Below are 21,790 nucleotides of genomic sequence, written 5' to 3'. Positions count from 1 at the left end.
CAGCCGGGAGGCGTACTCCCGGTCGGGGCACTGTTCGCTCTCAGCGCAGTCACCCGCACGGCGTACCCCGGAAAGGGTTTCGGCCGCCTCCCGGCGCGCAGCGCGGGACGGCGGCCGACAACCCCGATGGTCAGTGCTGGTGGTCGTGCTCGGCCTCGTTCTGGGCCCGCAGCGCGTCGAGGGAGACCTCGTTGCCCGCCGAGTCCTTGATCTTGATCTTCTCCATCACCGCGGCGAGCGCCTTGCCCCGGCGGACGTCGCCGAAGACGGCCGCGGCGGCGCCGGAGCGGACCAGCTGGTCGTAGTACTGCTGCGGGGCCATGCCGGCACGCTGCGCCCGGTGCACGATCTCGTGACCGAACTCGTCGTCGGAGACCTGCACGTCCTCGGCGTCGGCCAGGGTGTCCAGCAGGAGCTGGATCTTGACGCCGTCGGTCGCCGCCTCGGTCAGCTCGGTGTCGATCTGCTCCTCGGTCTTCTCCTCCGCCGCGAGGTATTCCTCCAGGGAGGCGCCGATGCGCTCGAGCTGGTCGACCATCGCGGCCTTGCGGCTCTCGACCTCCTCCTTGACGACGCCCTCGGGCGCCGGCACCTCGGCGGCGGCCACCATCTGCTCCAGGGCCTTGTCACGGGCGGCGTAGATCTGCTCGACCTGCTTGCCCCGGGTGACCCGCTCCCGCAGGTCGGCGCGCAGCTCGTCGATGGTGTCGAACTCGCTGGCCATCTGCGCGAAGTCGTCGTTGAGCTCGGGGAGCTCCTTCTCCTTGACCGTGCGGACGGTCACCGCCACGTCGGCGTCACGGCCGGCGTAGTCGCCGCCGACGAGCTGCGTGGTGAAGGTGGTGCTGTCGCCGGCGGCCAGGCCGACCAGCGCCTCGTCCAGACCCGGCAGGAGCTGCTTGCTGCCCACCTCGTGCGAGATGTTGCTCGCCGAACCGCCCGGGACCTCCTCGCCGTCAACAGTGGCGTTCAGGTCGATCTGCACGAAGTCGCCCTCCTGGGCGGCCCGCTCGACGGTCTTCAGCGTGGCGAACCGCTCGCGCAGGCTGTTGATCTGCTCGTCGATCTCGCTGTCGGCGATCTGGATCTCGTCGACGGTCACCTCGATGGTGGCCGGGTCCGGCAGGGTGATCTCCGGCCGGACGTCCACCTCGGCGGTGAAATTGAGCGAGTCGCCGTCGTTGAACTCCGTGATGTCGACCTCGGGACGGCCGAGCGTCTTCAGGTCGTGCTCCCGGACCGCGGCGAGGATGTTCTGCGGGATGGCCTCCTGGATCGCCTCGTTGAGGACGGTCCCCCGGCCCACCCGCTGGTCGATCACCGCGCTGGGGACCTTGCCCCGGCGGAAGCCGGGAACCTGGACCTGCTGGCCGATCTCCCGGTACGCCTTCTTGAGGCTCGGCTCGAGCTCGACGAACGGCACCTCGATGGCGAGCCGCACGCGCGTCGGGCTCAGAGTCTCGACGGTGCTCTTCACAGGCGTACTCCTTGACGGATCTGGGTGTTGAGTCTGGGGCGTGATTGCGCGCATCGAGTGTAGGCGAGCCGGCCGACGGCATCGGCAGGGCCCGGGTACCGCGCGGAAAAAACCGGCGGTTCCCGGGACGATCCGGTCGCGAACGACAGTCGGGGTGGCGGGATTTGAACCCACGGCCCCTCGCTCCCAAAGCGAGTGCGCTACCAAGCTGCGCCACACCCCGGTGGCGACGAAGAGTGTATGCCGTCCGGCCCCTCGCGCGGGTGACCGGGGCACGGCGCGGGGTGTGGCGGGCGCCGCCGGGTGCCGCCGGGTGGCGTCGGGTGGCGTCGGGTGGCGTCGGGCGCCAGTTCGGGGAAGTGGCTGGGTCCGGGGGCGCAGGAAGGCGCCACCTCGCCGAAATTGTGTGGATCTTGACGGTCGGCGGCGTGCGCGGGGTACGCGCTGCACGGCGGCGGGGGTGATTCGGTACGCTGTCGGCGCGCCCTGCTCTGGTGGGGCGCTCGCGGGCGTAGCTCAATGGCAGAGCTTCAGTCTTCCAAACTGACGGTGCGGGTTCGATTCCCGTCGCCCGCTCCACCCACGAAGGCCCAGGCAGACCGCATGATCGCGGCACCTGGGCCTTTCACTTCTCCGCCGGGTTGGATCTTGCGTGCCATCCGCGTGCCAGTCACGGTCGGCGTCGACCACTTCCGGCGATCCGGCGGTCCATCGCTTGGGCGATCTCGCGGTCACGCTCGCTGGTGGCGTGCTGGTAGATCAGGGCCGCGCGCATGGTGGCGTGGCCCATGCGATGCATCAGCTCGCGCGTGCTGGCCCCGGAGGCGGCGGCGAGGGTGTTGCCGGTATGGCGCAGGTCGTGGAAGTGGAAGCCAGCCAGGCCCACCGACGCGGCAGTCTTGGTCCACTTGACGGCACGCCCGAAGTTGCCGGAACGCAGCATCGCGCCCTTCGCCCCGGTGAAGATCAGCGCATCATTGCCGTCCTCGACGTGCTCGGCCAGGTGCTCACTCAGCGCCTCGACCGCAGCCTCAGGCAGCGCGACGACACGGACCCCGGCCGCAGACTTCGGTGGCCCGAACTCCAGACGATCCTTCAGCGCCGCCAGCTTCCGGGGCACTCGCACGGTCGCCGCGTCCAGGTCGACGTCACAGCGGCGCAGGGCAGCCAGCTCTCCCCACCGCAGGCCAGAGAGAGCAGCCAGGATGATCAGCGCGGAGAAGCGGGCCGGCATGGCGTCGGCCAGGGCGTAGACCTGGGCGATGGTGGCCGTGGGCCGTTCCGGGGTGTGGTAGCGGTCATAGCCTTTGATCCGGCACGGGTTCTGCCGAAGGATCTCGTCCTCGCGCACCGCCGTGTTGAGGATCGCCCGCAGCAGGCAGTACGCCTTGACCGCCTGGGGCTCCGGAGTGCCGCCGTTGAGCAGGTTGCCGCGCCAGGTCCGGATGGTCGCCGGCTTGATCGCGGCCAGGGCGAGGTGCCCGAGGTGCGGCCCGATGTGCAGGGCGAACAGGTACTCGTAGAGCTGTCGGGTACGCGGGGCGAGACGGCGCTCCCTGATCCAACGATCCCCGTAGTCCGACAGCCGGATCTCCCCCGCCTCCGGAGGCACCCACTCCCCCCGCAGGATCTCCGACTCAACGACCGTGAGCCACTTCTCGGCCTGGCGCTCCGTGGCGAACGTCTGCGGTGCAGTCCGCATTACGCCGTCCGGGCCGAGATAACGGGCCTGCCAGCGGGCGGACGGCAGCTTGCGCACGTTGCCGAAACGCCGGCGACGCTTGGCGCCCATCAGGCCACCGCCCCGAACTGACGCCGAAGCTCCGCCCGCGAGGTTGGCACCACCCGGTTGGCCTCGATGTAGGCGGCCACCGCAGCAGGCTCGAACCGCACCGAGCGCCCGACCTTGACGTAGGCGATACGACGCTCAGCCACCAGCCGGCGGACGAAGCGAGGTGTGGCACGAAGGCGAGCGGCCACCTCGCCGGGAGTCAGCAGATCATCCGTCACGTCGGGGCTCCTCTCGTTCTGGGCGGCTCTGAGCAGTTGCCGAAACATTGGCCGGTTCGACGGCGGCGCGTCTGGCGGCGTCGAGCTGGGCGCGCCATTGGATGCGTTCGGAGATCGCCCGGAGGACCCGGTGGCCAAGGGGCGGCACGTCCGGGTCAGTCGGCTTGGCGAGTTCCCAGGCATGCCGGACGGTGTCGGACCCCGCCGGGGCGGTGTCGGCGTCGGTGGTAACCCCGAGCAACGCCTTGACCCACTCCTTGCGGTCCGCCCGGTGATCCGTGAGGGTCTTACCGGACCACTGTCGGGAGATCAGGACGCGCCGACCGCCGATGCCGAGGGTGTCCCGCTTGTGGACCTTGTTCTTGCAGTTGCCCGGCTTCAACCCGGCCCGGGCCTTCTTCGGCTGGACACCGTAGAGCAGCCAGTTGGCGCACCGCTCCGAACAGGGCGTGTGTCGCAGCTCCTGCCGCAGCCGTTCCAGGTGCGCCCGCTGCCGGGCCGTGGTGACCTCGTGGCAGTCGGCGGCCTGCTTAGTCAGGTACTTAGTGATGTAGCCGACGCACCGATCCGCATCCTTGGTCCCGGCCAGCACGCCCTTGGCGTCGACCTGAACGCCGAACCGGACCACGTGCACGGGTTCCGCATCGGGGTCGGCGTCGACCAGGTCCAGGGCGTCATCCCACGACGGCAGCAGCTCGCCCGAGTCCGGGTCGGTGTAGCCGCCCGCATCGGCGTCCCACTGCGGCGCCCTTCCCGGTTCGTAGACCAGCTCGTGCACCGGGGGCCACCACACCTGGTGATAGGTCGCGGCGGCGACCTGCCGGACCAGCGCCCGGGGGATGGTGCCCCGCATCGCGAAGTGCGCGTGCGGCGCAAGCCGGCGCTGCGGCTCGACCGCCCCCGCGTACTGGACGTTCCAGCCGACCGCCCGCCTGAGGTTCTGCCAGAACCGGTCCAGGAGCCGGGGGAAGTGCACGGCATCCCAGGCGGCCCGCCGGTAGTCGTAGCTGTCCGGGTCGACCGGCGTCCCGTCGGAGTGCACCCGACCGTAGGAGCCAAGGGTGAGGGTCAGGAACATCGACGGCCGGAACACCTGCCCGCCGTGACCCTCAAAGGTCCGCCCGACGGTGCGGTTGTCGACCGGAAGGCGTGGCAAGTCGGGGGCGTCCTGCCGCCGCTTGGTGGAGCGGACTCGCCGCTTGCCGTCGCCGTCCTCCTGGTCGTCGCTGGCGTGCGGCGGGGCGGGGCGACCCCGCATGCCTTCGGTGGTGATCTGCCCTTCCAGCTCGGCGATCGCGTCGTCCAAGTCGGCGACCTGATCCCACTGCGAGGCGCGAGCGGCTTCGTCCCGGGCGAACTCAAGATGAGCGCGGGCCACGATGAGGCCGCGTTGGGCGTCGGTGGCGGGTTGGGGGCCGGGGTCGGGTTCGTCGTCGCGGTGCCAGCCTTCACGGATCTGCTGCTGCCGCAGCCGGCGGGCGCGTGTGGCGCAGGCTGGGCACTTGGCTTCCTGCGTCGCCCCGCATGGCATGTCGATCACTTCGGTTTGGCCGCTGTCGAGGTCGGTGCGGCGCAGGGAGATGGGGCGGGTGCAGACGCCATAGTCGGCGGCCAGATCCTTGACCACGTCGACAGAGCGGGGCATCAGCATCCGGGCGGCCCGGGAGCCCGGCCTCGGCTCCACCGGGGTGGGTTCGAGGCCGGGCAGCGTCGGGGTGAGCGTCATCGGCCCACCTCCGCAGCCGGGGTGAGGTCGCGGACCCGCAGGACTGGGCGGGGTTCGGCTGTGGCGTGGTCGTCGCGCAGCGGGTCGAAGGCCACCACCCCGGCTCGGGTCGTCTTGGCCCGGTACATGGCCGCGTCGGCGTCAGCGAGGGCGGCGGCGAGACCGGCGGGGCTGGCGGGGGCTAGGCCGATGCTCGCGGTCACCGACACCGCCACACCGGACGGCAGACGGACCGGGGCGGCGATCGCGGCAGCCAGGCGGCGGGAAGCCGCGGCCGGGTCGGTGTTCAGGAGCAGGGCGGCGAACTCGTCTCCGCCGAGGCGGGCCGCGACACCGTGAACGGTGCGCAGGCGGGAGGCGACGGCGGTCAGCACCAGGTCGCCGGCTGCGTGGCCGTGCGTGTCGTTGATCGGCTTGAAGCCGTCCAGGTCGACCACCACCACCCACGGCCGCAGCGGCGCGAGCTGTTCCCACGCCTGGGCGATTCCGGCGCGATTGGCCAGGCCGGTGAGCGGGTCGCGGAGGGTGGCGCGTTGCAGGGCGGCCAGCTCATAGCGTGCAACGTAGAGCCGGTACTGATCCCAGGCGAAGACGGCGAGACCGGCAACGAGGAACAGGCCGGACAGCAGATGATCAGTCATCGGGTCACCTCTCCAATCAGCGGGACGCCGTTGCGGCGGACGAACGCGGACGGCGGCACCGGGGCGACCGGGGCGGGGCGGGTTGGCTCGATGGGGACCAGGGGGACGGGGTCAGGCACGGGCGGTGCGGCGTCGGGAGCCGGGGCGGCGGGCTGAACGGGCGGGGCGGGCCGTTCGACCGGGCGAGCCTGAGCGGTGTGTGCCGGAGGCGGGGTGGCCGGCGCTCGGGTGACGGTGGGGGCGGTGGTGAGCACGAGCTTGGATAGGCCCATGAACGCCAGCGCTGGCACTGCCGAGAGGAGCCACCCGGTGGGGCCGGGCTTGGCGACGGCGAGCTGTGCGGCGAGAGAGAGCAAAACGGCGGCGACGAGCAGGGACATCGGGTAGCCGACCGGCTGAGCGTTGCGGCGTCGGCGGCGGATGGTGAGCAGCGCGGCGACGGGGACGAGTTCGCTGATGACGGCGTTGGCCCAGCCGAACCACTCGCCCGTGCCGGGCGGTGAGTTGTCGAGGGTCCAGTCTTTGACGTGGGTGAACGAGGCCGCCCCGGCGAACCCGGCCACGAGCAGGAGGATGACGACCAGGACCAGGCCCTCTACGCGGTCGGTGCGCGTCGTAGTGGGGTGGGGTTTCATGCGGCACCTCCGAGGACTTCACCGTCGATGACGCGCAGGCGGCCGTAGGTGTGGGCCATGTCGCGGATCTCGTCATCGGTCAGGTAGGAGAAGCGGACCCGCATCGGGGTCGGGTCACCATCGATGACCACGAAGCCGACACCCGGTAGCGACTGCGGAATGCGGTCGCACAGCGCGCCCCGGTCCCGCATCCCCTCCCCGAGCACGAGATCGACCTGTGCGGCCTCAGCGAGCCGGAGGCCGATGCGGGTGGGGAACAGGTCGCGGAACGGCAGGACTTCCTTGCGGGGGTCTTGGATCGCGGCCAGGACGTGCACGCCGACCGCGCGGCCCTGGGAGAGCAGGATCGACAGGGCGGCCTTGACGCGGTCTTTCAACTGCCGGTCGGTCAGGTAGGCGGTCAGGTTCGCCAGCTCATCAATGACCACGACTATCAGCGGCTCATCCGGCGTCGGCGTGTGCTGACGGGTGCGGCCGTAAAGCTTCCCGGCCCGGTCCTTGGCAACGGTGGCGGCTTCCTCGATCAGCTCGACCATCGCCGGGTAGTCCTTGCGGGCGAACCGGGCGAACATCGGCGCACCCATCCCCAACTCCATGCCGCCCTTCGGGTCGAGCCCCCAGAGCTGCACGAGCCCGGAGGTGACCCCGGCCGCGAGGGACCGGACCACGGACCAGATGACCGAGCCCTTCCCCGAACCCGTGGCCCCCACCACGAGGACCTGCGTGCCGAACAGCCGCAGGTCGTAGCCGTCGCCGTCCTCCCGACGGCCGACCGGCAGGGCGGTGAACTCCGGCACCGCCGGGACGGGTAGCGGGCGGACCGTCTTGGCGAGGGGGTCACCGCGGAACAGGTGCAGCAGCACCACGTCCGGCCGAGCCCCGGGGACGGCCTTGACCTGACGGACGCCGAAGGTGTGCGCGAGGCGTTCGGCGACCTTGGCGAAGTCGTCGGGGATCTGCCCGGTGACCATCCGTACCGTCACCACATCCACGCCCGACGCGCAGCGGACCCGCCGCAGCACGGGCAGGACCGTGTGGGAGTCGAACGAGACAGCAAGCTTGGCGGTGACCATCGCGGCGTGCCAGTTGCGCCGGTATAACCACCGCCGGAAGCGAGACAGCACCGGCCACCACCCAAACCGCAGGAACGAGAGCCGGTGACCGAAAGCCCAGCCGGCGGCGACGGCGGCGACCAGGGCGACGACACCGACCGGACCGGCCCAGCCGAACCGCAGATACAGCCAGGCGAAGAAGACGGCCGGGGCGGTCACGTACCAGAAGCGCACCAGGACCACGGCCAGGCGGGCGAGGGCCTTGACGGTCCACCAGGACAGGGCCAGCCACAGCGGGATGCGGATGAACGGGGTACGGACGTTGATCGGGGCGGAGTCGATCCGGTCACCCCGGATCACGTTGACCAGCGGCATGCCTCAGCCCTCCCCCACCGTGGCGGCGAACAGGGAGCCCTGCCCCGGCGAGCCGACACGACGGCGCACGACGCGGCGGCGGGCCGCCGGCCGGGCGGGCGTCAGCGCGGCCAGGTCGACCGGTCCCGACTCCGGGGCGGGGACGTGACGGGTCATGGTCGGCAGCCACCGGCCACGCCCGAGGACCGCCCGCAGGTCGACGCGGTCTGCGACGTGCGGGGCGATCAAATCCGGGTCCAGGTGGCGCAGCTTTACCACCGTCCGCGCGAGGGCGGCAGCGGCGGCGGAGATCTCCACCAGCGCGGCGACGCGGACCGCGTCGGCGGGGACGGTGGTGTAGACCTCGCGGGCGGCCCGGATAGCGGGGCCGGCCAGCCGCATGACGGTGCGGCGGTGTGTCGTGCGGCGGGGGCCGGGGCGAGGGTTCCCGGCGATGCGGGCAGCGTCAGCTAGCGTGGGCATCAGCCCAACTCCTTCCAGGGAGAACGGGTGAAAGCGCGGGGCGGGATTCGACTTGGCGGAAGAGGCCCGCCCCGCGCGTCCAGATGTGGTCAGGCCGCCTGCTTTGACGCGGCGGCGGTGGCCTCGGTCATGGCACCGGCGCGGATCGACCACGCCTGACGCGCCCGGCACTTCCCCGAGCCCTTGCACCGTTGCGAGTCGACGTACGGCGTCAGCGTCACGTCGGTGAAGGTCACCGCCGGCGGATAGCCCGGGATCTTCGACGCCGGCGGCACCGGCTGCACCGGCGCGGCGATCTTCACCTTGACCTCCTTGGTCCCGCCGAACTTCCCGGCGTCCGGGTCCAGGTCGAGGACCTTGACCACCCACAGCCGCTCGCCCGTGTCCTTGTCGCGGGCCTGGTCGTCGCCCTGGCCGCGCTTGTCGAAGTCCGTCACCGGCTCCACACCCAGGCACAGCGCACCCGCCGGGAACACGTAGTCGAACGGAACCGGAACCTTGATCGTGTTCGGAACAGCCACCTTGGCACTCCTTGTGTCTTCGCCACCGACCCCTGCCGGCTAGGCTTCGATGCCCGTCACACTAACAACTGTTAGCTCGACCTATCAACTGTTCGCCCACAAGATCTTTTAAACACGCTGTTGACCAGCGACTACGCACTGAACAACTGATAGGCCACTGATAGGCTCACCCGAAAACTCACGTTGACAGCGAGGGCAGCCATGTCATCCCCGCGTCCGCGCCTCTCCGAGTCGGAGAGCAAGCACCAGCAGGTGGCGCGCCACATCCGAAACGAGATTGAGGCCGGCGTTTTGCGCGACGGCCAGGTCCTGCCGTCCACCCGCGAGCTGGCCGCACAGTGGGACACCAGCGTCTTCACCATCAGCGAGGCGATGAAGCTGCTTGCGGATGAAGGCTTGATCGAGAGCAAATCGCGGTCGAAGCGAGTGGTCCGCAACCCGAACCAGGCCCGGACCAGCCAGATCCGGCTACCGAAGCCACACGTCATCCTGATCGGCGGCTATGCCGGCAGCGGAAAGACCGAGCTGGGCCGCGTCCTCGCGCGACAGACCGGTTGGCCGATGCTCGACAAGGACACCCTGACCCGTCCCGTTGTTGAGGCCGCGCTGGAGGTTCTCGGGCAGTCGCCGCATGACCGAGAATCCGAGACGTATCTGAACGTGGTCCGGCCACGCGAGTACGAGGCGCTGAGCGCTGCCGCTCTAGAGAACGTGGGTTGCGGCAACAGCGCCGTCGTCACTGCGCCCTTCATCCGCGAGTTCAGCGACCCCGCCTGGATCAGTCGTACCGAAGCCTCGTTCGCCAACCTCGAAGCCGCCGTCACGCTCGTTTGGCTCTACTGCGACCCGGACACCATGCACACCTATCTGCGTCGCCGAGGCGCAGCACGGGACGCCTTCAAGCTCTCCGACTGGCCCGGATACCTCGCCACCATGGATATCGACTTCCGCCCGGCAGGGCCGCACATCACTGTGGAGAACTGCGCGTCGAGCGCTCCCTTGCAAACCCAGGCCAAGGAACTGCTCGACACGGTGCTAAGGCGCGGTTCCGCCTGATGCGTGGCGTCATCCTCTATGGCCCTCCCGCTGCCGGCAAAGACACCATCACCCGAGCACTCCGCGACCTTGATCCCGCCTGCCGCCTGTTCCAACGGCTGAAGGCAGGACCGGGACGAACCGCCGGCTACCGCATGACAACCGTCGAGCACATCGACCAGCTGCGCGCCGCGGGCGATGTTGTGTGGGAGAACCACCGCTACGGAGCTGTGTACGTCGTCGACCGGCCCACGCTTGAGGCCGACCTCATCGACCACATACCCGTGCTGCACCTCGGCCAGGTCGATGCCGTCCAGGCCGTCAGGTCCTCCTTGCCGGACGTCCATTGGCTCACGGTCTACGTGCACTGCGCCCGCAACATCGCCCGAGACCGCATCACGGCACGAGCAACCGGCGACACCGCTGCCCGCCTACGTGCATGGGATGAGACCGCGCCGCTGCCGGATGCCAGCCTGGCAATCGACACCGGGACCACCAGCCCCGCCGATGCTGCCCGTCGGATATGCGAGCACCTGGCGCAGCTCGCCGTGTGACATTGCCGAATTGCGCTCTATCAGATCAAGGCGGCCCGCAAGCGGGCCGCGCCGGCCCGGCCCCGGCCTGCTGGCGACCTCCGGCCGGCATCGGCCGGGCCGACCGGCCACGCTTCGGGATTGCCAGACTTCGAAGACCTCGGGGCTCCGCCCCGAACCCCGACCCTCCTCAGAGATGCCGCCGCGGATCACCTCGCCGGGCACCACAAGGGCTACCAGCCTCCCCGGACGGGGCCAAGGTCGTTCGTCCGGTAGGGCGCTCCACCTTGTCCCCGTCCGGGGAGGCTGGACGGTCTGGCGACTGCCCGACGAGGAGATCCGCACACAACTGGCTGCCCCTCCCTGCCCCTCATCAACGAGCAGCCCCACTGGGCGGCCGGGCGGGTGGCGATCTCCGGTGCCTATGACCTACATGTCATGCAGGGGCGCCAGCCAGTTCAGGTGTCCGTCAACCTGCACCAGCGACGTCGGCTTGCTGTCGCCCGGACCGTGAAACGCGATCACTCCCCGGTCGTCCGCCAGCTCGCCGTGGTGCTGTGCCGACGGCGGCTCCTGCCAGACGTGGTACAGCGGCCCATCGCTGCCAATTGAATCGATCGCTTCATCGAAGGCGGCTCGCCGATGGGTGGGCACATGCATTCGTGTCGCGGCATGGAATACAACACGCGGCTCGCCGGGCGGCAGGCTTCGGCCCAGCGGCGAACAGACATCAATGGCGTCGCCGGCGATGATCTCCGGCGGGTCCGCCGCCACGTGTTCGAGGGCGGCCTCAAGAAGCCCCGCTCCGGCGTGGTCCTCGGGCCAGACCAGCGCCCTGAGCCAGCGCCGATTCTGAATGCTTGTGACATCCACTGGGTTCAGGTCCACGCCGACCCTGGTGGCGATCAGCGGGATGTCGTCTAAGTTCGGTGGCTGCTCCGTGCCGAGCCAGCGGCTCTCGATGGTGACCGGAGATTCCTGCCGCCCGAACGAGTGTCCGCCGATGAGGTAGCGGTATCGGTCCACTTGGAGGTGGATGCCCGCACTGGCGCCCACCTCGATCAGATGAACAGGGCCGTCACATTGGCGTCTGAGCGCGGCCAGCGCGAAGCGGAGACCGGCAGCTCTACGCACAACGTTCGATTGCACGAGACGGGAACGGACCAGCTCTCCAAGTTCGCGGCGAAACGCACGACAGAAGTCGACGAACACCGGTCCTGCCGACTCTGCGTCGGCAGCATCGGGCCCGACGACCGAGGGGTAGAAGTGGCGCAGATCGTGGTGGACACCGTCCAGCAGGAGGTAATGGGCTGCGCCGAAGAGCAGGAACGACGCCTGCTGCCCGGAGCGTCGTTCGAGCAGCATCTCCAGTGTTGGCTGGTCGGCCGCAACAGCTGTGCACAACGCCTGGTACAGCGGCGAGGTGGTGAAGATGGCTGGTGCCTGGGCGAAGTGCTCCGACAGACCCTCCAACTCCCGCGTCCGGTCCATGGCACTCCTGTCAGTCAGCCCCAGGCCAGCGTTACCGGCGTCACTGGGCGGCAAGTTAACGGGCAGCATCTGGAGTAGGTGATTGGCATCGCCTCGGTGGCGTCACGAGCCAGTACGGGTGGGGGTCGCCGGGATGGCGGCCGAGACCTCGGTAATCAAGTCGCGGACATCGTCGCCCCAGTGCGAGGCGATGACCAGGTCCCGGGCGGGGTCGATCCAGAGCAGGTGACGGCCGCCGTTGCCGCGGGCGCATCGTCCGCTGGCCGGAGCGCCGGGCTGTACCCGCTGGGAGTCGTTGCGCCACCAGAGGTAGCCGTAGTCGGGGTTCAAGTCGCAGGGACTCCAGGCGCGGTCGATCCACTCTTCGCTGAGCAGCCGCCGGCCCCGCCACTCGCCCCGGCACCGGTGCAGCTCGCCGAGCAGAGCCAGATCCCTCGCGGAGATCCACAGACCGCCGCCCCAGTGCGCCCCGCCGCTGACCACCGGCGTGGGCATCCCGTCGATGTCGATGACCGAGTCGGTGTAGCCGTGCCAGGACCAGGACGAGGAGGCACCGAGTGGTTCGAGCACGTCCTCGCGGAGCACGTCGGGCAGCGGTCGGCGGAACAGCACCGTCAAGGCAAGGCAGAGCAGGTTCACCCGTACGTCGTTGTAGGCCCACCCGGTACCGGGCGCTCCCTCGCGCTCGAAGCCCTCACGGCGGCTCTGCGCGTCCACCCCCGTCGGCTTCCCCCACAGCTCACCGTTCCACCCGCTGGTCTGCTGCAACAGATGCTGCCACGTGATCCCCTCCATTCCGAGGCAGTCGACCATCGGATGACGGACCGTCGCCGACACCAGCGCATCCGGGGCAAGCAGTCCTCGGTCGAAGGCCAATCCCGCTACGGTGGCGACGACGCTCTTGGTGCCGCTGAACAGCATTTCCGGGATCGCCGAGTCGCCCCATTCGGCGACCACCCGACCTCGGTACCGCACGACACCGCTCGCACCGGTGCCAGCCAGCAGGGGACCAGTCACCTCGCGATGCGACTCATCCGCCACCTGCTGGGACAGGTAGGACACCATGTCCTCGATGCCGGAGGTCACCCGCTGGGCCTGCCGTCGGACAGCTTCCCGGATTGCCGTCAGGTCGCTGGTTGGTTCGCCGCTGTCGCCTGCGATCCCGGAGCCAGGCACCAGAAGCTGACCGGAGGAGTCCTCGTTGACGCTCACGCTCCGACCCTATGGCTGGCCACACTCATCCCGTGCTCCCGCCCACAGCGATGTGGATCACAGGCGACCTGGCCATGGCGGGGCGACGCGGCGAGCACTGGGGCGAACAGGCAGCGTGCCAGCCACGTGCCAGTAGCCAGGGCCCGGAGCGGGCACGAGCGGGCACGAGCGCTCACCTGGCCGGGCGCGACGAGCAGGCGTTTGGGGCATCCCGGGGCGCTGATCTTCGTCCTTCCAAACTGACGGTGCGGGTTCGATTCCCGTCGCCCGCTCCACGGCCTCCGGCCCCGGTCAGAGGACGCATCCCCCGAGCCTGGGCCGGTCGGCGACTCCCCCGCTCGGGCCAGCCGCGGCCATCAGCTGCTCCGGCCGCCTGCGAGGATCCGCCTCACGAACTCAACGGCCGGGCCCCTGGAGCGCCGAAGCCAGCAGTTCGTACGTGGCCTGGTCGAAGGCGACCAGGCGGACGTGCTCGACGTTCGTCGGGGTCGCTCTGATGGTCGAGATCGCGATCTTCGCTGCCTGGTCGGTCGGGAACCCGTACACACCAGTAGCGATGGCGGGGAAGGCGACGCGGCGAGCGGCGATCTCATCGGCAACCTCAAGGCTGCGCCGGTAGCACGACGCCAGGACATCGGCCTCACCGTAGCCGCCGCCTTCCCACACCGGGCCGACGGTGTGAATGACATGGCGTACCGGTGGGTCCAGATCGAACGCCGGCGTGGCGACCGCGTCGCCCGGATCGCACGGTGCCAGGGCAGCACCCGCCTGGGCCAGCCGCGGTCCGGCTGCACGATGAATCGCCCCGTCCACACCGCCGCCACCCAACAGCGACTCATTCGCCGCGGTGACGACGGCATCGACGTCCTCTTGGGTGATGTCACCGAGGACAACTTCGATCACAGGCACGGATCGATGATGCCACCAGAGCACCTCGCCGGCAGATGACCCCCGCCGCTCTCATCGACCGAGGAACCCCACGACGGCGTCGCGCAGATGCCGGTCCGGCTCGCGAGGTTCAGGGTCAGGGTCGGAGAACGGGCGACCGGCGACGAGTTCGGCCAGAACGGATCGCAGCCGCTCCCGTTCGGGTCGCAGGCCCGACCACGCCGGCTCGGGGAGCCGCAGCACGTTGGCGAGCAGGTCACCCGGGTAGTAGTCGCCCTCCGCCAACGGATCGCGAAGCAGGACCTGCAACGCGAGAGGTAGCAGAGCCGGCACGCCGATTTCTTGCCCGAGCATGATGCGCAGGTCTTCGACCGTGAACTCAGCCAGCGGTTTGCGTCGTAGCTCCACGCAGCGCCTCACGAGAGACGTGGCCTCCGGGCCGGGGTCCGGCCAGACGTCCCGTTCACGCTGCTCGATCGACGTCACGGCGGTCAGGCTAGCCCGCACCCTGGGATCGTGTTCTAGTTCCCGGGCCGCTCCCGGTCTTCGCCGGGAACGTTGCCGCGCGGCGAATGGACGAACAAGCGGAAACCCATCGGCACCCGCTGGTGGCGAGGCAGGCCGAGCACGTCGTAGCCGATCGCGAGGTCGTCGAAGACGAGTCCTCCCCCGGGCGCCTGCTCGACGTCCGGAATCGTGATCGTCACGAAGACCGGCAGTTCCCTTCCCGGTCCTACTTCGGTCGACCGGAGGGGTGACGCCGTAGCCGGATCGAACACGAGAGCAGCGGGCTCGCCGACAGGACTGCCCGCTGTCAGTCGAGCGACCTTGAACACGTGCCGGTCGGCAGGACCGTCGTCGACCGCGACCCCCGTGATCGTGACGGGCCACGGCCCGGGATTGCGGATGGACACACCGAAGGTGATCTGCCCGCCAGGGCTGAAGGCGAAGCGCACTTCGGTCGTCGACCCTTCCGTGCGAGACGCCGCGTCGGCGCCGTGCCACCACGGGCTGCCGTGGTCAAGGCGGTGACCCAGGGTGCTCACCAGATAGCCGGTGCACAGCATGACAGCCAGCGCAGCGGCCAGGAACCGACGACGGCGCTTCATAGGAGCCCCATGCGCGTGCAGCGGGTGGGCGACGTCGTGCTGTCCCGGCCGGTGTTCGCGGTCGTCCGCGGGCGTGCGAACACCCTCTGGGACTGCGTGCCGTACGACGAGTCGGGCGTCCACTGATCAGCCCCCACGACCAGTAGCGACCGGATCGGTGACGGGCACGGCCGGATCCCGTCGCTTCGCGAGGACGATCACGCCGATCAGAAGGAGCACGAGCCAGAGCGGCACCAACACGGGCGCGAGCCCGCGCCAAACGGGCCACACCGGCTCGGCGAGCCGATGCGCGGCCAGATCCGTCCAGGTGAGGGCGGCCCCAGGGAACAGGGCGACGGTCACCAGGGTGCCGACCAGCAGGGGTACGGGCCGACGACTCCGCGCCACCACCCAGAACAGCACCGCACCGGCGACGGCGCCGAGCAGGGTGCCGGTGATCGTGGCGGCGCGGAACCCTCCGGGGGCGGACTGCGTGATGCTCAGCCTCGACCCGTGCGCCGGGTGGGTGAGCGTGACCGTCATCCCGTCTCGCTCGGCCCGCCAGCCGTCGCACGAGGCGCCCGGCACCCGACGGAGTTCCCGCCATCCGCACGTCTCGGCGGCCCGCCGCATCTGCTCGGACAGCGCGCAGGCGGCGCCGTCGCCGTACTGGAACTCGATCCGGCTCCCGCCGACCTCGTCGGCGGCCAGAGAGACGCCGTACCGGTAGCCCTGCACTGTCGTCGAGCCGCTCGGCTCGACACCGGGAAGCAGTTCGCCGGCCGCGCTCCGAGTTGCCTCGGCGCTCAGCGGCTCGGCGCCCCGGCCGCCGTACCAGGAGCCGAGGGCCAGGCCGGCCGTGCCGAACAGCAGCGCGCCGACCAGCGCCATCGCGACGTGCCCCAGCCAACGCCCCACCGGCCCACCCCCTGTCGCCGTGCGGCACAGCGTAGGCGTCGCACGCCGTCCGCGGTGCCCCGCGCCGACGACGCCGGCACCCGCGGTGTGTGGGCAAGCGATCTCCGCGTTCAGGCAGAGAAGCGGGCTTCGCCCGTTCGCTTGTCCACCGCGATCGGAGAGTTGCCGGCCATCGCCTCGCGCCAGTCGCCGGATTCGACGTACGCCTTCCCGTCGTAGGGGAACACGTACACGTCGTCGAGTTCCTTCACGGCGTCGTCCACGATGACGACCGGGTGGGGGAAGCGGTAACGGATCTCGGTGTCCAGGAACTCTTCGGCGATCTGCCGCGCCGGTTCCGGTGCGATCACGGTCTCACCATCTCCATGTCTCGGCCCAGCCGCTTCCTCGCAGCAGGGGCGGCCACCACACGGCCGTGTAGCGACGCCGGAGGCCCACCGCACCGCTCGACCCGGTGCTCCGCCGTGGCGCGTCCACCGTCGCCCGGGTGCCTAGTAGTGGTCCTCGATCGGCCGGCGTGCCTCGTCGAACAGCGCCGGCCCGTCGTACCGCACCGGGCGCGGCGCGGGCGTCGCGGGCTTGACCTGCTCGAACTGCTCGGTGGACAGCGCAAAGACGACCCGGCCCAGGCCTGATGCGTTGATCGCCACAGTGCACATCGGGCACGGCTGGCAACTGGTGTACATGGTGGTGGCGACGGCCGCCTCGGGGGCGAGCTGCCGGGCGGCCCAGCGGGCCAGCTTCAGCTCCGGGTGGGCGGTGACGTCCTTGTCGGAGACCACAGTGTTGTGGTCCTCGATCAGGACGGTGCCGTCCGCGCCGACGAGCAGCGACGCGAACGGCCGCTCGCCGGACGCGCCGGCCCGGTCGGCGAGTTCCACTGCGCGGCGCAGGAACGCCTCGTCGTCGGGTGTCATCAGCCCTCCACGTGTTCAGTCTGCGGCGATCTGCTCGACGGATCGGGCGGCCACGGCGAGCAGGGCCGGGTCGCCGCTGCGGGCGTACGCGTCGCTCAGGGTGTCGATGAATTTGATCGCGTGCGCGTCCCCGGTGTCCAGCGCCCGCGCCATGACCTCGTCGAGTTCCGGCCCGGCGGCCGTCGGGATGGCACGGGCCCCGGCCGGGGCGTAGGCGGCGGTGACGGCGGCGGTCGCCGCCCAGGCGGCGGCCAGGCTCGGCTGCCACAGCGCCGGCGGCAGGGCCGGCAGCGTACGCAGGACGGCGTTCGGCGCGGTGGCTGCGTGCACGAGCATCACGGGACCGGCGTACCCGTGTGTGCCGTGCCGGACCACGGCGGCGTCGACGACGGCGGCGAGCCGGGTGGGCACGTCGGCGGCGGCTTCGCCGGGCACGGCCGCCGTGGCGGCCGGCCACCGGTCCAGGTCGGCCAGCTGCGCCAGGCGGGACCGGATGCCGAACCGCTGATCGGGTACGCGGGGCACGGCGTCGAGCGCGGACCGGGCGTCGGTTCCGGGGTACGGCCCGGTGCCGGGCGGGGCGAGCGGCTGCCAGCGGGCGGCCCAGTAGGCGAGCCCCTGGCCGAGTTCGGCCACCCGCGGTGCGGTCTCGGCGTCGAGCAGCGCGCGCACGGCGTGGCCGACCCGGATGACGCCGTGGGTGGCCCCGGCGGCGATGCCCGGCAGCAGGCGCGGCCACCAGCGAGCAAGCACGTCGCGCCACGGGTCGCCGGCCAGCTCGCGGTCGAAGAGGTCGAGCCAGTCACCGGTGCGCACCGGGTCGCCGAGCGGGTCACGCCACTCGTCGGCGGCGATGCGCCGGATGCCGCGCGGACGTTCCTCCAGCCGGCCGGCGTACGCGTCGATCCAGCGGTGCACCGCCCGCCCGTGACCGTGGCGCACCAGGGCCTCCGCCGCCATCGGCACGTGGTTGGACAGCCACCCGTCACGCTCGGGACCGGTGTGGCGTACGCGCTCGTACGCCTCGTCGAGTACGGAGTTCAGCACACCGGGAGCGTCCGGCCTGAAGTGTGGTTCAGGTCAAGCGGCGGCGGATCCGCGCCATGTCCTCCTCGGGGAGCGCGTCGGCGACCAGCAGCCGGGGCAGCAGCTCCGTCTCCAGCGTCGTGGCCCGGAACACCAGCGCCACAGTCACGTCGTGGTCGGGCCGGTGCACGACCTCGACCGGGTCTCCGGCGCCGACGCTGCCCGGCGTGACCACCCGCAGGTACGCCCCGGGCCGTACCTCCTCGGTGAACCGCTTGATCCAGCCGCGTTCGCCCAGCCACCCCTGGAACGTGCCGCAGGGGATGCGCGGGCAGGAGACCTCCAGCACCAGGTCCGGCCCGATCCGCCACCGCTCGCCGATCAGCGCGCCGTTGACGTCCAGCCCGGTGGTGGTCAGGTTCTCGCCGAAGCTGCCGTCGGCGAGCGGGCGGCCCAGCTCGGCCTCCCAGTGGTCGAGGTCCTCCCGGGCGTACGCGTAGACCGCCTGGTCGGTGCCGCCGTGGTGGGCTACGTCGTAGACCCGGTCACCGGCGAGTCCGACGTCGCCGGTGCCCTTGGGGCCGGGCGCGGTGACGGCGACCCGGCCGTCCACGGGCCGCTTGTCGATGCCGGTGGCGCCGATCCCCTTCCACGGGTTCGGTTGCGGTCGGCCCACGTTGACGGAGATCACCCTCATGACGGCGACGGTATGCGGCCGGGCGCCGGACCGGCCAGTCCATTCCCCCGGGCCGGGTGCGCGGCGAGGCGGCGCGGCCTGCGTACGATGCGGGCCGGACATCCTCGTCGGGTGGTGGAGGTAGCCGCGGATGGCAGGCCAGCAGGACGGTTTCGCCCTCGGCGTGGACCTCGGCACCTCGAACACGGTGGCGGTGCTGCGCTGGCCGGACGGGCGGACCCGGCCGGTGCTCGTCGACGGCCACCCGATCCTGCCGTCCGGCGTCTACGCCGACGCGGACGGTCACCTGCACGTCGGGCGGGACGCGCAGCGCCTGGCCCAGGCCGACCCGGCCGGCTACGAGCCGAACCCGAAGCGCCGGGTCGACGAGGAGACGGTGGAGCTGGGCGGGCGGGCGTACCGGCCGGCGGAGCTGCTGGCCGCGACGCTGCGCGCGGTCGCGGACGCGGCGGTGGCGGCGGTCGGGATGCTGCCCCCGGCGGTGGTCACCCACCCGGCGGCCTGGACGCCGGCCCGCCGTCAGGTGCTGCACGACGCGCTGGAACTCGCCGGCTGGCCGGCGGCGGCCGAGCACACGCTCGCCGGGCCGATCGCGCCCGGCACCCGCCTGCTGCGTGAGCCGGTGGCCGCGGCGCGCTACTTCACGCAGGTGCTGCGCCGGCCGGTGCCGGTGGGCGGTGCGGTGGCGGTGTTCGACTTCGGCGGCGGCACGCTCGACGTGGCGGTGCTACGCAACGAGGGCGCCGATCCGTGGGGAGACTCCGGCTTCCAGCTGGTCGCCACCGGCGGGATCCCCGACCTCGGCGGTCTCGACCTGGACGCGGCCCTGCTCGGGCGGCTCGGCGAGCTGGTCGGCCCGGCCCATCCGGGCGAGTGGGCCCGGCTGACCGACCCGGCGACCACCGCCGAGCGGCGGGACCGCCAGCAGCTGTGGGACAACGTGCGCGGCGCGAAGGAGATGCTGTCCCGGGCCATGGTCGCGCCGGTCGCCGTACCGGGGGTGGAGGCGGCGGTGCCGCTGTCCCGGGAGGACTTCGAACGCCTGGCCGCGCCGCTGCTGGCCCGGGCCGTGACGGAGACCCGCGAGGTGACCGCCGCCGCCGGGCTGCGTCCGGAGCAGCTATCCGGTCTGTTCCTGGTCGGCGGGTCGACCCGGGTGCCGCTGGTGGCCCGGCTGCTGCACGCCGAGCTGGGCATCGCGCCGACGGTGCTGGAGCAGCCGGAGATGCCTGTCGCCGAGGGCGCGCTCACCGACCTGCCGCTGCCCCGGCGGTCCGGCCGTCCCGGCGTGCCGGTCCAGGCCGCGCCGGCACCACCCGCGCCGGCCCAGCCCGAATCGACACGGCCCGCGCCGCCCGCGGGCGGGACCGACGCCGGCACGGCGAGCGCCGCCACGGTCCCGGCCGGTGCGACGAGGCCGAACCCGACCGCGCCGCTCGGCGGTCCGGACGCGGCGTCCGCCGGACCGCACGGCACGCTGGTAGCCGACGGCCCCGTCCCGCAGACCCCCGCCACGAGGTACGACGGCACGCCGGGCCCGGTTCCGCCACAGCCGACGAGGTACGACGGCATGCCGGCCGCCCACGGGCCGGTTCCGCCGCACCCGGCCGCGGGCTACGGCGTACCCGGGGCGCCCTTCTCCCCCGCGCCGGGCGGTGTCCGGCCGGGCGGCGGCCGGCCACGGCGCGGCCGGTGGATCGCGCTCGGCGCGGGTCTCGTGGTCGTCGCCGTGGCGGCGTCGGTGCTGCTCTGGGTGTTCCGGGACCGGCACCCGGCGCTGGACTTCCACACCGCGGAGCTGGTGAAGACTGTGTCCGCCGGTGACGCGCGGCCGGACCAGATGTTCACCGCGACGCTCGGGGAACGCGCCTACCTGGCCCGTTCGCTGCCCGACGACCACCTCCACGTGACTGCCGTCGAGGCGGCCACCGGCAAGACGGTCTGGGAGAGGCGGACCGACGCGACAGCGCAGCGGTGGGCGGGGATCCGGGCGCTGCCCGACGGGCTGCTCGTCCTCGGCGATGCCACCGGAAGTGACACCCCCCGCGTGCTCGCGGTGCTCGACGAGGACTCCGGCGACCAGCGCTGGCGGACCGACGTCGGTCGCGACGACACCCTGTACCTCGGGCCCGACACGATCGTCCGGCTGGACCGCGCCGGTGAACGCCTGGTCGGGCTGCGGCTGGACGACGGCCGGCAGCGGTGGGAGCGGCCCAACCCGCGCACCGAGTACGGCGACGCGCGCACGAAGGTGGTACCGGTCGGCACCGGCGCGGCGCTGGACGGGCCCGGCAACGCCGAGGGCTCGCCGCTCGCCCCGTGGGCGGGGAAGGCGGACCGGCTCGTGCAGGTCGGCGCGGACCGGTCGCTCCGGGTCGTCGACATGCGCAGCGGGAAGATCCTCAAGGACCGGGGCAACGTCGCCGGGCTCGACGATCCGGTGGCCGCCCGCGACGACCGGCTGTACGTGGCGGAGAACGAGCGCGGCCTGCGGCTGCTCGCCTACGACCTGGGCGGTCTCGGCACGCCGGGCGTGCTGTACGAGGCGCCGGAACAGGGCGGCCGGGTGAAGGATCTCGTCACCTGCGGGGAGCGTCGCGTGTGCCTGCTGGAGACGCCCGGCAGCGGCGCCGACGACACGCGGGTGGTGGCGGCGACCGAGGGTGAGGGCACCCGGCAGTGGCCGGCGCCGCGTGCCGAGTCGCTGGTGCCGGTCGGTGAGCACGTGCTGGCCGGGCGGGACTCGCCGGACGCGGTGACGCTGTTCGCGCCGGACGGCACGGCGGTGCTGCGCGACCGGGACGGGACGGCGGTCCGGTTGGACGCCGGCAACCTGCTGATCTTCTCCGAGGCGCCGAGCGCGTACGAGGACGACCGGGTCCTCGCCGGGACGGCGGTGGACGGCAAACCGGTCGAGATGGGGCAGCTCAAGCAGATCCGCAGCGAGTCCTGCTCGTGGAACACCGAGATGCTCGTGTGCGGCGCGGAGAAGGAGTTCCGGTTGTACCGGTTCGCCGGCTGACCGGAACTGAGCTTGACAGCGATCGATGCCTCGGCTGGTGTGAACGGCAGAGAGATCGACGTTC

Annotated in this window: 22 protein-coding genes and 2 tRNA genes; 4 read left to right on the top strand and 20 right to left on the bottom strand. The window is 71.5% G+C overall.

All coding sequences use genetic code 11. From position 1 onward, the window contains the following. Nucleotides 1–130: 130 nt before the first annotated feature. A complete protein-coding gene (tig, locus tag IF06_RS0122450) occupies nt 131–1,477 on the bottom strand; it encodes a trigger factor (protein WP_013288036.1) in 1,347 nt (448 codons plus the stop codon). A gap of 149 nt (nt 1,478–1,626) precedes the next feature. Further along, nucleotides 1,627–1,700 (bottom strand) — tRNA-Pro (locus IF06_RS0122445). Nucleotides 1,701–1,982: 282 nt separating this feature from the next. On the opposite strand from IF06_RS0122445, the gene IF06_RS0122440 reads away from it, so the two are divergent. Continuing rightward, nucleotides 1,983–2,056: transfer RNA gene (locus IF06_RS0122440), tRNA-Gly, on the top strand. Nucleotides 2,057–2,147: 91 nt separating this feature from the next. On the opposite strand, the gene IF06_RS0122435 is transcribed toward IF06_RS0122440, so the two are convergent. From IF06_RS0122435 to IF06_RS0122400, 8 genes are all read right to left on the bottom strand, one after another. Then, entirely contained in the window at nt 2,148–3,269 is a 1,122-nt protein-coding gene (locus tag IF06_RS0122435; RefSeq protein WP_030273363.1) for a tyrosine-type recombinase/integrase, read from the bottom strand. Beyond that, nucleotides 3,269–3,487, bottom strand: coding sequence for a helix-turn-helix domain-containing protein (locus IF06_RS0122430; RefSeq protein WP_030273361.1), 219 nt, complete (start codon nt 3,485–3,487; stop codon nt 3,269–3,271). The genes IF06_RS0122435 and IF06_RS0122430 overlap by 1 nt, the downstream gene beginning before the upstream one ends. Beyond that, nucleotides 3,477–5,213, bottom strand: a complete 1,737-nt coding sequence (locus tag IF06_RS0122425; protein ID WP_030273360.1) for a replication initiator — start codon at nt 5,211–5,213, stop codon at nt 3,477–3,479. Before IF06_RS0122425 ends, IF06_RS0122430 begins: the two co-directional genes overlap by 11 nt. Next, nucleotides 5,210–5,854 carry a GGDEF domain-containing protein gene (locus IF06_RS0122420; protein WP_030273358.1) on the bottom strand — a complete coding sequence of 215 codons (645 nt, stop codon included), beginning with the start codon at nt 5,852–5,854 and terminating at the stop codon, nt 5,210–5,212. Before IF06_RS0122420 ends, IF06_RS0122425 begins: the two co-directional genes overlap by 4 nt. Further along, complete coding sequence (locus IF06_RS0122415) at nt 5,851–6,489, bottom strand: hypothetical protein (RefSeq protein ID WP_030273356.1); 639 nt, start codon at nt 6,487–6,489, stop codon at nt 5,851–5,853. The genes IF06_RS0122420 and IF06_RS0122415 overlap by 4 nt, the downstream gene beginning before the upstream one ends. Further along, entirely contained in the window at nt 6,486–7,916 is a 1,431-nt protein-coding gene (locus IF06_RS0122410) for an FtsK/SpoIIIE domain-containing protein (RefSeq protein WP_030273354.1), read from the bottom strand. The genes IF06_RS0122415 and IF06_RS0122410 overlap by 4 nt, the downstream gene beginning before the upstream one ends. A gap of 3 nt (nt 7,917–7,919) precedes the next feature. Further along, nucleotides 7,920–8,378, bottom strand: coding sequence for a hypothetical protein (locus IF06_RS0122405; RefSeq protein ID WP_157551519.1), 459 nt, complete (start codon nt 8,376–8,378; stop codon nt 7,920–7,922). 89 nt (nt 8,379–8,467) lie between these two features. Then, on the bottom strand, nt 8,468–8,899 hold the full coding sequence (locus IF06_RS0122400; RefSeq protein WP_030273351.1) for a hypothetical protein: 432 nt from the start codon (nt 8,897–8,899) through the stop codon (nt 8,468–8,470). 252 nt (nt 8,900–9,151) lie between these two features. On the opposite strand from IF06_RS0122400, the gene IF06_RS0122395 reads away from it, so the two are divergent. Both IF06_RS0122395 and IF06_RS0122390 read left to right on the top strand, forming a co-directional pair. Further along, nucleotides 9,152–9,955, top strand: a complete 804-nt coding sequence (locus IF06_RS0122395) for a GntR family transcriptional regulator (RefSeq protein ID WP_232236748.1) — start codon at nt 9,152–9,154, stop codon at nt 9,953–9,955. Continuing rightward, nucleotides 9,955–10,488 (top strand): kinase, encoded by a 534-nt coding sequence (locus IF06_RS0122390; protein WP_030273347.1) that lies wholly within the window; start codon nt 9,955–9,957, stop codon nt 10,486–10,488. The genes IF06_RS0122395 and IF06_RS0122390 overlap by 1 nt, the downstream gene beginning before the upstream one ends. Before the next feature lie 408 nt (nt 10,489–10,896). Here the strand turns inward: IF06_RS0122390 and IF06_RS0122385 are convergent, their stop codons facing one another. The 10 genes from IF06_RS0122385 to IF06_RS0122335 all read right to left on the bottom strand — a co-directional run bounded on the left by IF06_RS0122385 (nt 10,897) and on the right by IF06_RS0122335 (nt 18,704). After that, nucleotides 10,897–11,958 (bottom strand): DUF2332 domain-containing protein, encoded by a 1,062-nt coding sequence (locus tag IF06_RS0122385; protein ID WP_052166206.1) that lies wholly within the window; start codon nt 11,956–11,958, stop codon nt 10,897–10,899. A 102-nt stretch (nt 11,959–12,060) separates the two neighbouring features. After that, complete coding sequence (locus IF06_RS0122380; protein WP_198039678.1) at nt 12,061–13,170, bottom strand: serine hydrolase domain-containing protein; 1,110 nt, start codon at nt 13,168–13,170, stop codon at nt 12,061–12,063. A 396-nt stretch (nt 13,171–13,566) separates the two neighbouring features. Further along, on the bottom strand, nt 13,567–14,079 hold the full coding sequence (locus tag IF06_RS0122375) for an O-acetyl-ADP-ribose deacetylase (RefSeq protein WP_145752731.1): 513 nt from the start codon (nt 14,077–14,079) through the stop codon (nt 13,567–13,569). 51 nt (nt 14,080–14,130) lie between these two features. After that, nucleotides 14,131–14,544, bottom strand: coding sequence for a contact-dependent growth inhibition system immunity protein (locus IF06_RS0122370; protein WP_030273340.1), 414 nt, complete (start codon nt 14,542–14,544; stop codon nt 14,131–14,133). A gap of 35 nt (nt 14,545–14,579) precedes the next feature. Then, nucleotides 14,580–15,167 carry a hypothetical protein gene (locus IF06_RS0122365; protein WP_030273338.1) on the bottom strand — a complete coding sequence of 196 codons (588 nt, stop codon included), beginning with the start codon at nt 15,165–15,167 and terminating at the stop codon, nt 14,580–14,582. Nucleotides 15,168–15,293: 126 nt separating this feature from the next. Then, nucleotides 15,294–16,064 (bottom strand): hypothetical protein, encoded by a 771-nt coding sequence (locus IF06_RS0122355; RefSeq protein ID WP_030273336.1) that lies wholly within the window; start codon nt 16,062–16,064, stop codon nt 15,294–15,296. Nucleotides 16,065–16,174: 110 nt separating this feature from the next. Next, nucleotides 16,175–16,414, bottom strand: coding sequence for a YrhB domain-containing protein (locus IF06_RS0122350; RefSeq protein ID WP_030273334.1), 240 nt, complete (start codon nt 16,412–16,414; stop codon nt 16,175–16,177). Nucleotides 16,415–16,555: 141 nt separating this feature from the next. Next, on the bottom strand, nt 16,556–16,981 hold the full coding sequence (locus IF06_RS0122345) for a nucleoside deaminase (protein WP_030273332.1): 426 nt from the start codon (nt 16,979–16,981) through the stop codon (nt 16,556–16,558). A 15-nt stretch (nt 16,982–16,996) separates the two neighbouring features. Beyond that, complete coding sequence (locus IF06_RS0122340; RefSeq protein WP_157551517.1) at nt 16,997–18,028, bottom strand: questin oxidase family protein; 1,032 nt, start codon at nt 18,026–18,028, stop codon at nt 16,997–16,999. 28 nt (nt 18,029–18,056) lie between these two features. Beyond that, nucleotides 18,057–18,704, bottom strand: a complete 648-nt coding sequence (locus tag IF06_RS0122335; RefSeq protein ID WP_030273328.1) for an MOSC domain-containing protein — start codon at nt 18,702–18,704, stop codon at nt 18,057–18,059. Nucleotides 18,705–18,834: 130 nt separating this feature from the next. Here IF06_RS0122335 and IF06_RS0122330 point away from each other — a divergent pair, with 130 nt between their 5' ends. Next, nucleotides 18,835–21,726 (top strand): Hsp70 family protein, encoded by a 2,892-nt coding sequence (locus IF06_RS0122330; RefSeq protein WP_030273326.1) that lies wholly within the window; start codon nt 18,835–18,837, stop codon nt 21,724–21,726. The last annotated feature ends 64 nt before the right edge of the window (nt 21,727–21,790 follow it).

Source organism: Micromonospora globosa (assembly GCF_000717585.1).
Classification (GTDB): domain Bacteria; phylum Actinomycetota; class Actinomycetes; order Mycobacteriales; family Micromonosporaceae; genus Micromonospora; species Micromonospora aurantiaca.
Note: the sequence above shows the minus strand (reverse complement) of the source record. Positions and strands in the feature narration are given on the sequence as shown.

What these genes read in the sequence shown, in the direction of transcription:
- IF06_RS0122435 (WP_030273363.1), bottom strand. Translation starts at nt 3,269, where the DNA reads ATGGGCGCCAAGCGTCGCCGGCGTTTCGGCAACGTGCGCAAGCTGCCG.
- IF06_RS0122425 (WP_030273360.1), bottom strand. Translation starts at nt 5,213, where the DNA reads ATGACGCTCACCCCGACGCTGCCCGGCCTCGAACCCACCCCGGTGGAG.
- IF06_RS0122420 (WP_030273358.1), bottom strand. Translation starts at nt 5,854, where the DNA reads ATGACTGATCATCTGCTGTCCGGCCTGTTCCTCGTTGCCGGTCTCGCC.
- IF06_RS0122415 (WP_030273356.1), bottom strand. Translation starts at nt 6,489, where the DNA reads ATGAAACCCCACCCCACTACGACGCGCACCGACCGCGTAGAGGGCCTG.
- IF06_RS0122410 (WP_030273354.1), bottom strand. Translation starts at nt 7,916, where the DNA reads ATGCCGCTGGTCAACGTGATCCGGGGTGACCGGATCGACTCCGCCCCG.
- IF06_RS0122405 (WP_157551519.1), bottom strand. Translation starts at nt 8,378, where the DNA reads ATGCCCACGCTAGCTGACGCTGCCCGCATCGCCGGGAACCCTCGCCCC.
- IF06_RS0122390 (WP_030273347.1), top strand. Translation starts at nt 9,955, where the DNA reads ATGCGTGGCGTCATCCTCTATGGCCCTCCCGCTGCCGGCAAAGACACC.
- IF06_RS0122385 (WP_052166206.1), bottom strand. Translation starts at nt 11,958, where the DNA reads ATGGACCGGACGCGGGAGTTGGAGGGTCTGTCGGAGCACTTCGCCCAG.
- IF06_RS0122365 (WP_030273338.1), bottom strand. Translation starts at nt 15,167, where the DNA reads ATGAAGCGCCGTCGTCGGTTCCTGGCCGCTGCGCTGGCTGTCATGCTG.
- IF06_RS0122345 (WP_030273332.1), bottom strand. Translation starts at nt 16,981, where the DNA reads ATGACACCCGACGACGAGGCGTTCCTGCGCCGCGCAGTGGAACTCGCC.
- IF06_RS0122335 (WP_030273328.1), bottom strand. Translation starts at nt 18,704, where the DNA reads ATGAGGGTGATCTCCGTCAACGTGGGCCGACCGCAACCGAACCCGTGG.
- IF06_RS0122330 (WP_030273326.1), top strand. Translation starts at nt 18,835, where the DNA reads ATGGCAGGCCAGCAGGACGGTTTCGCCCTCGGCGTGGACCTCGGCACC.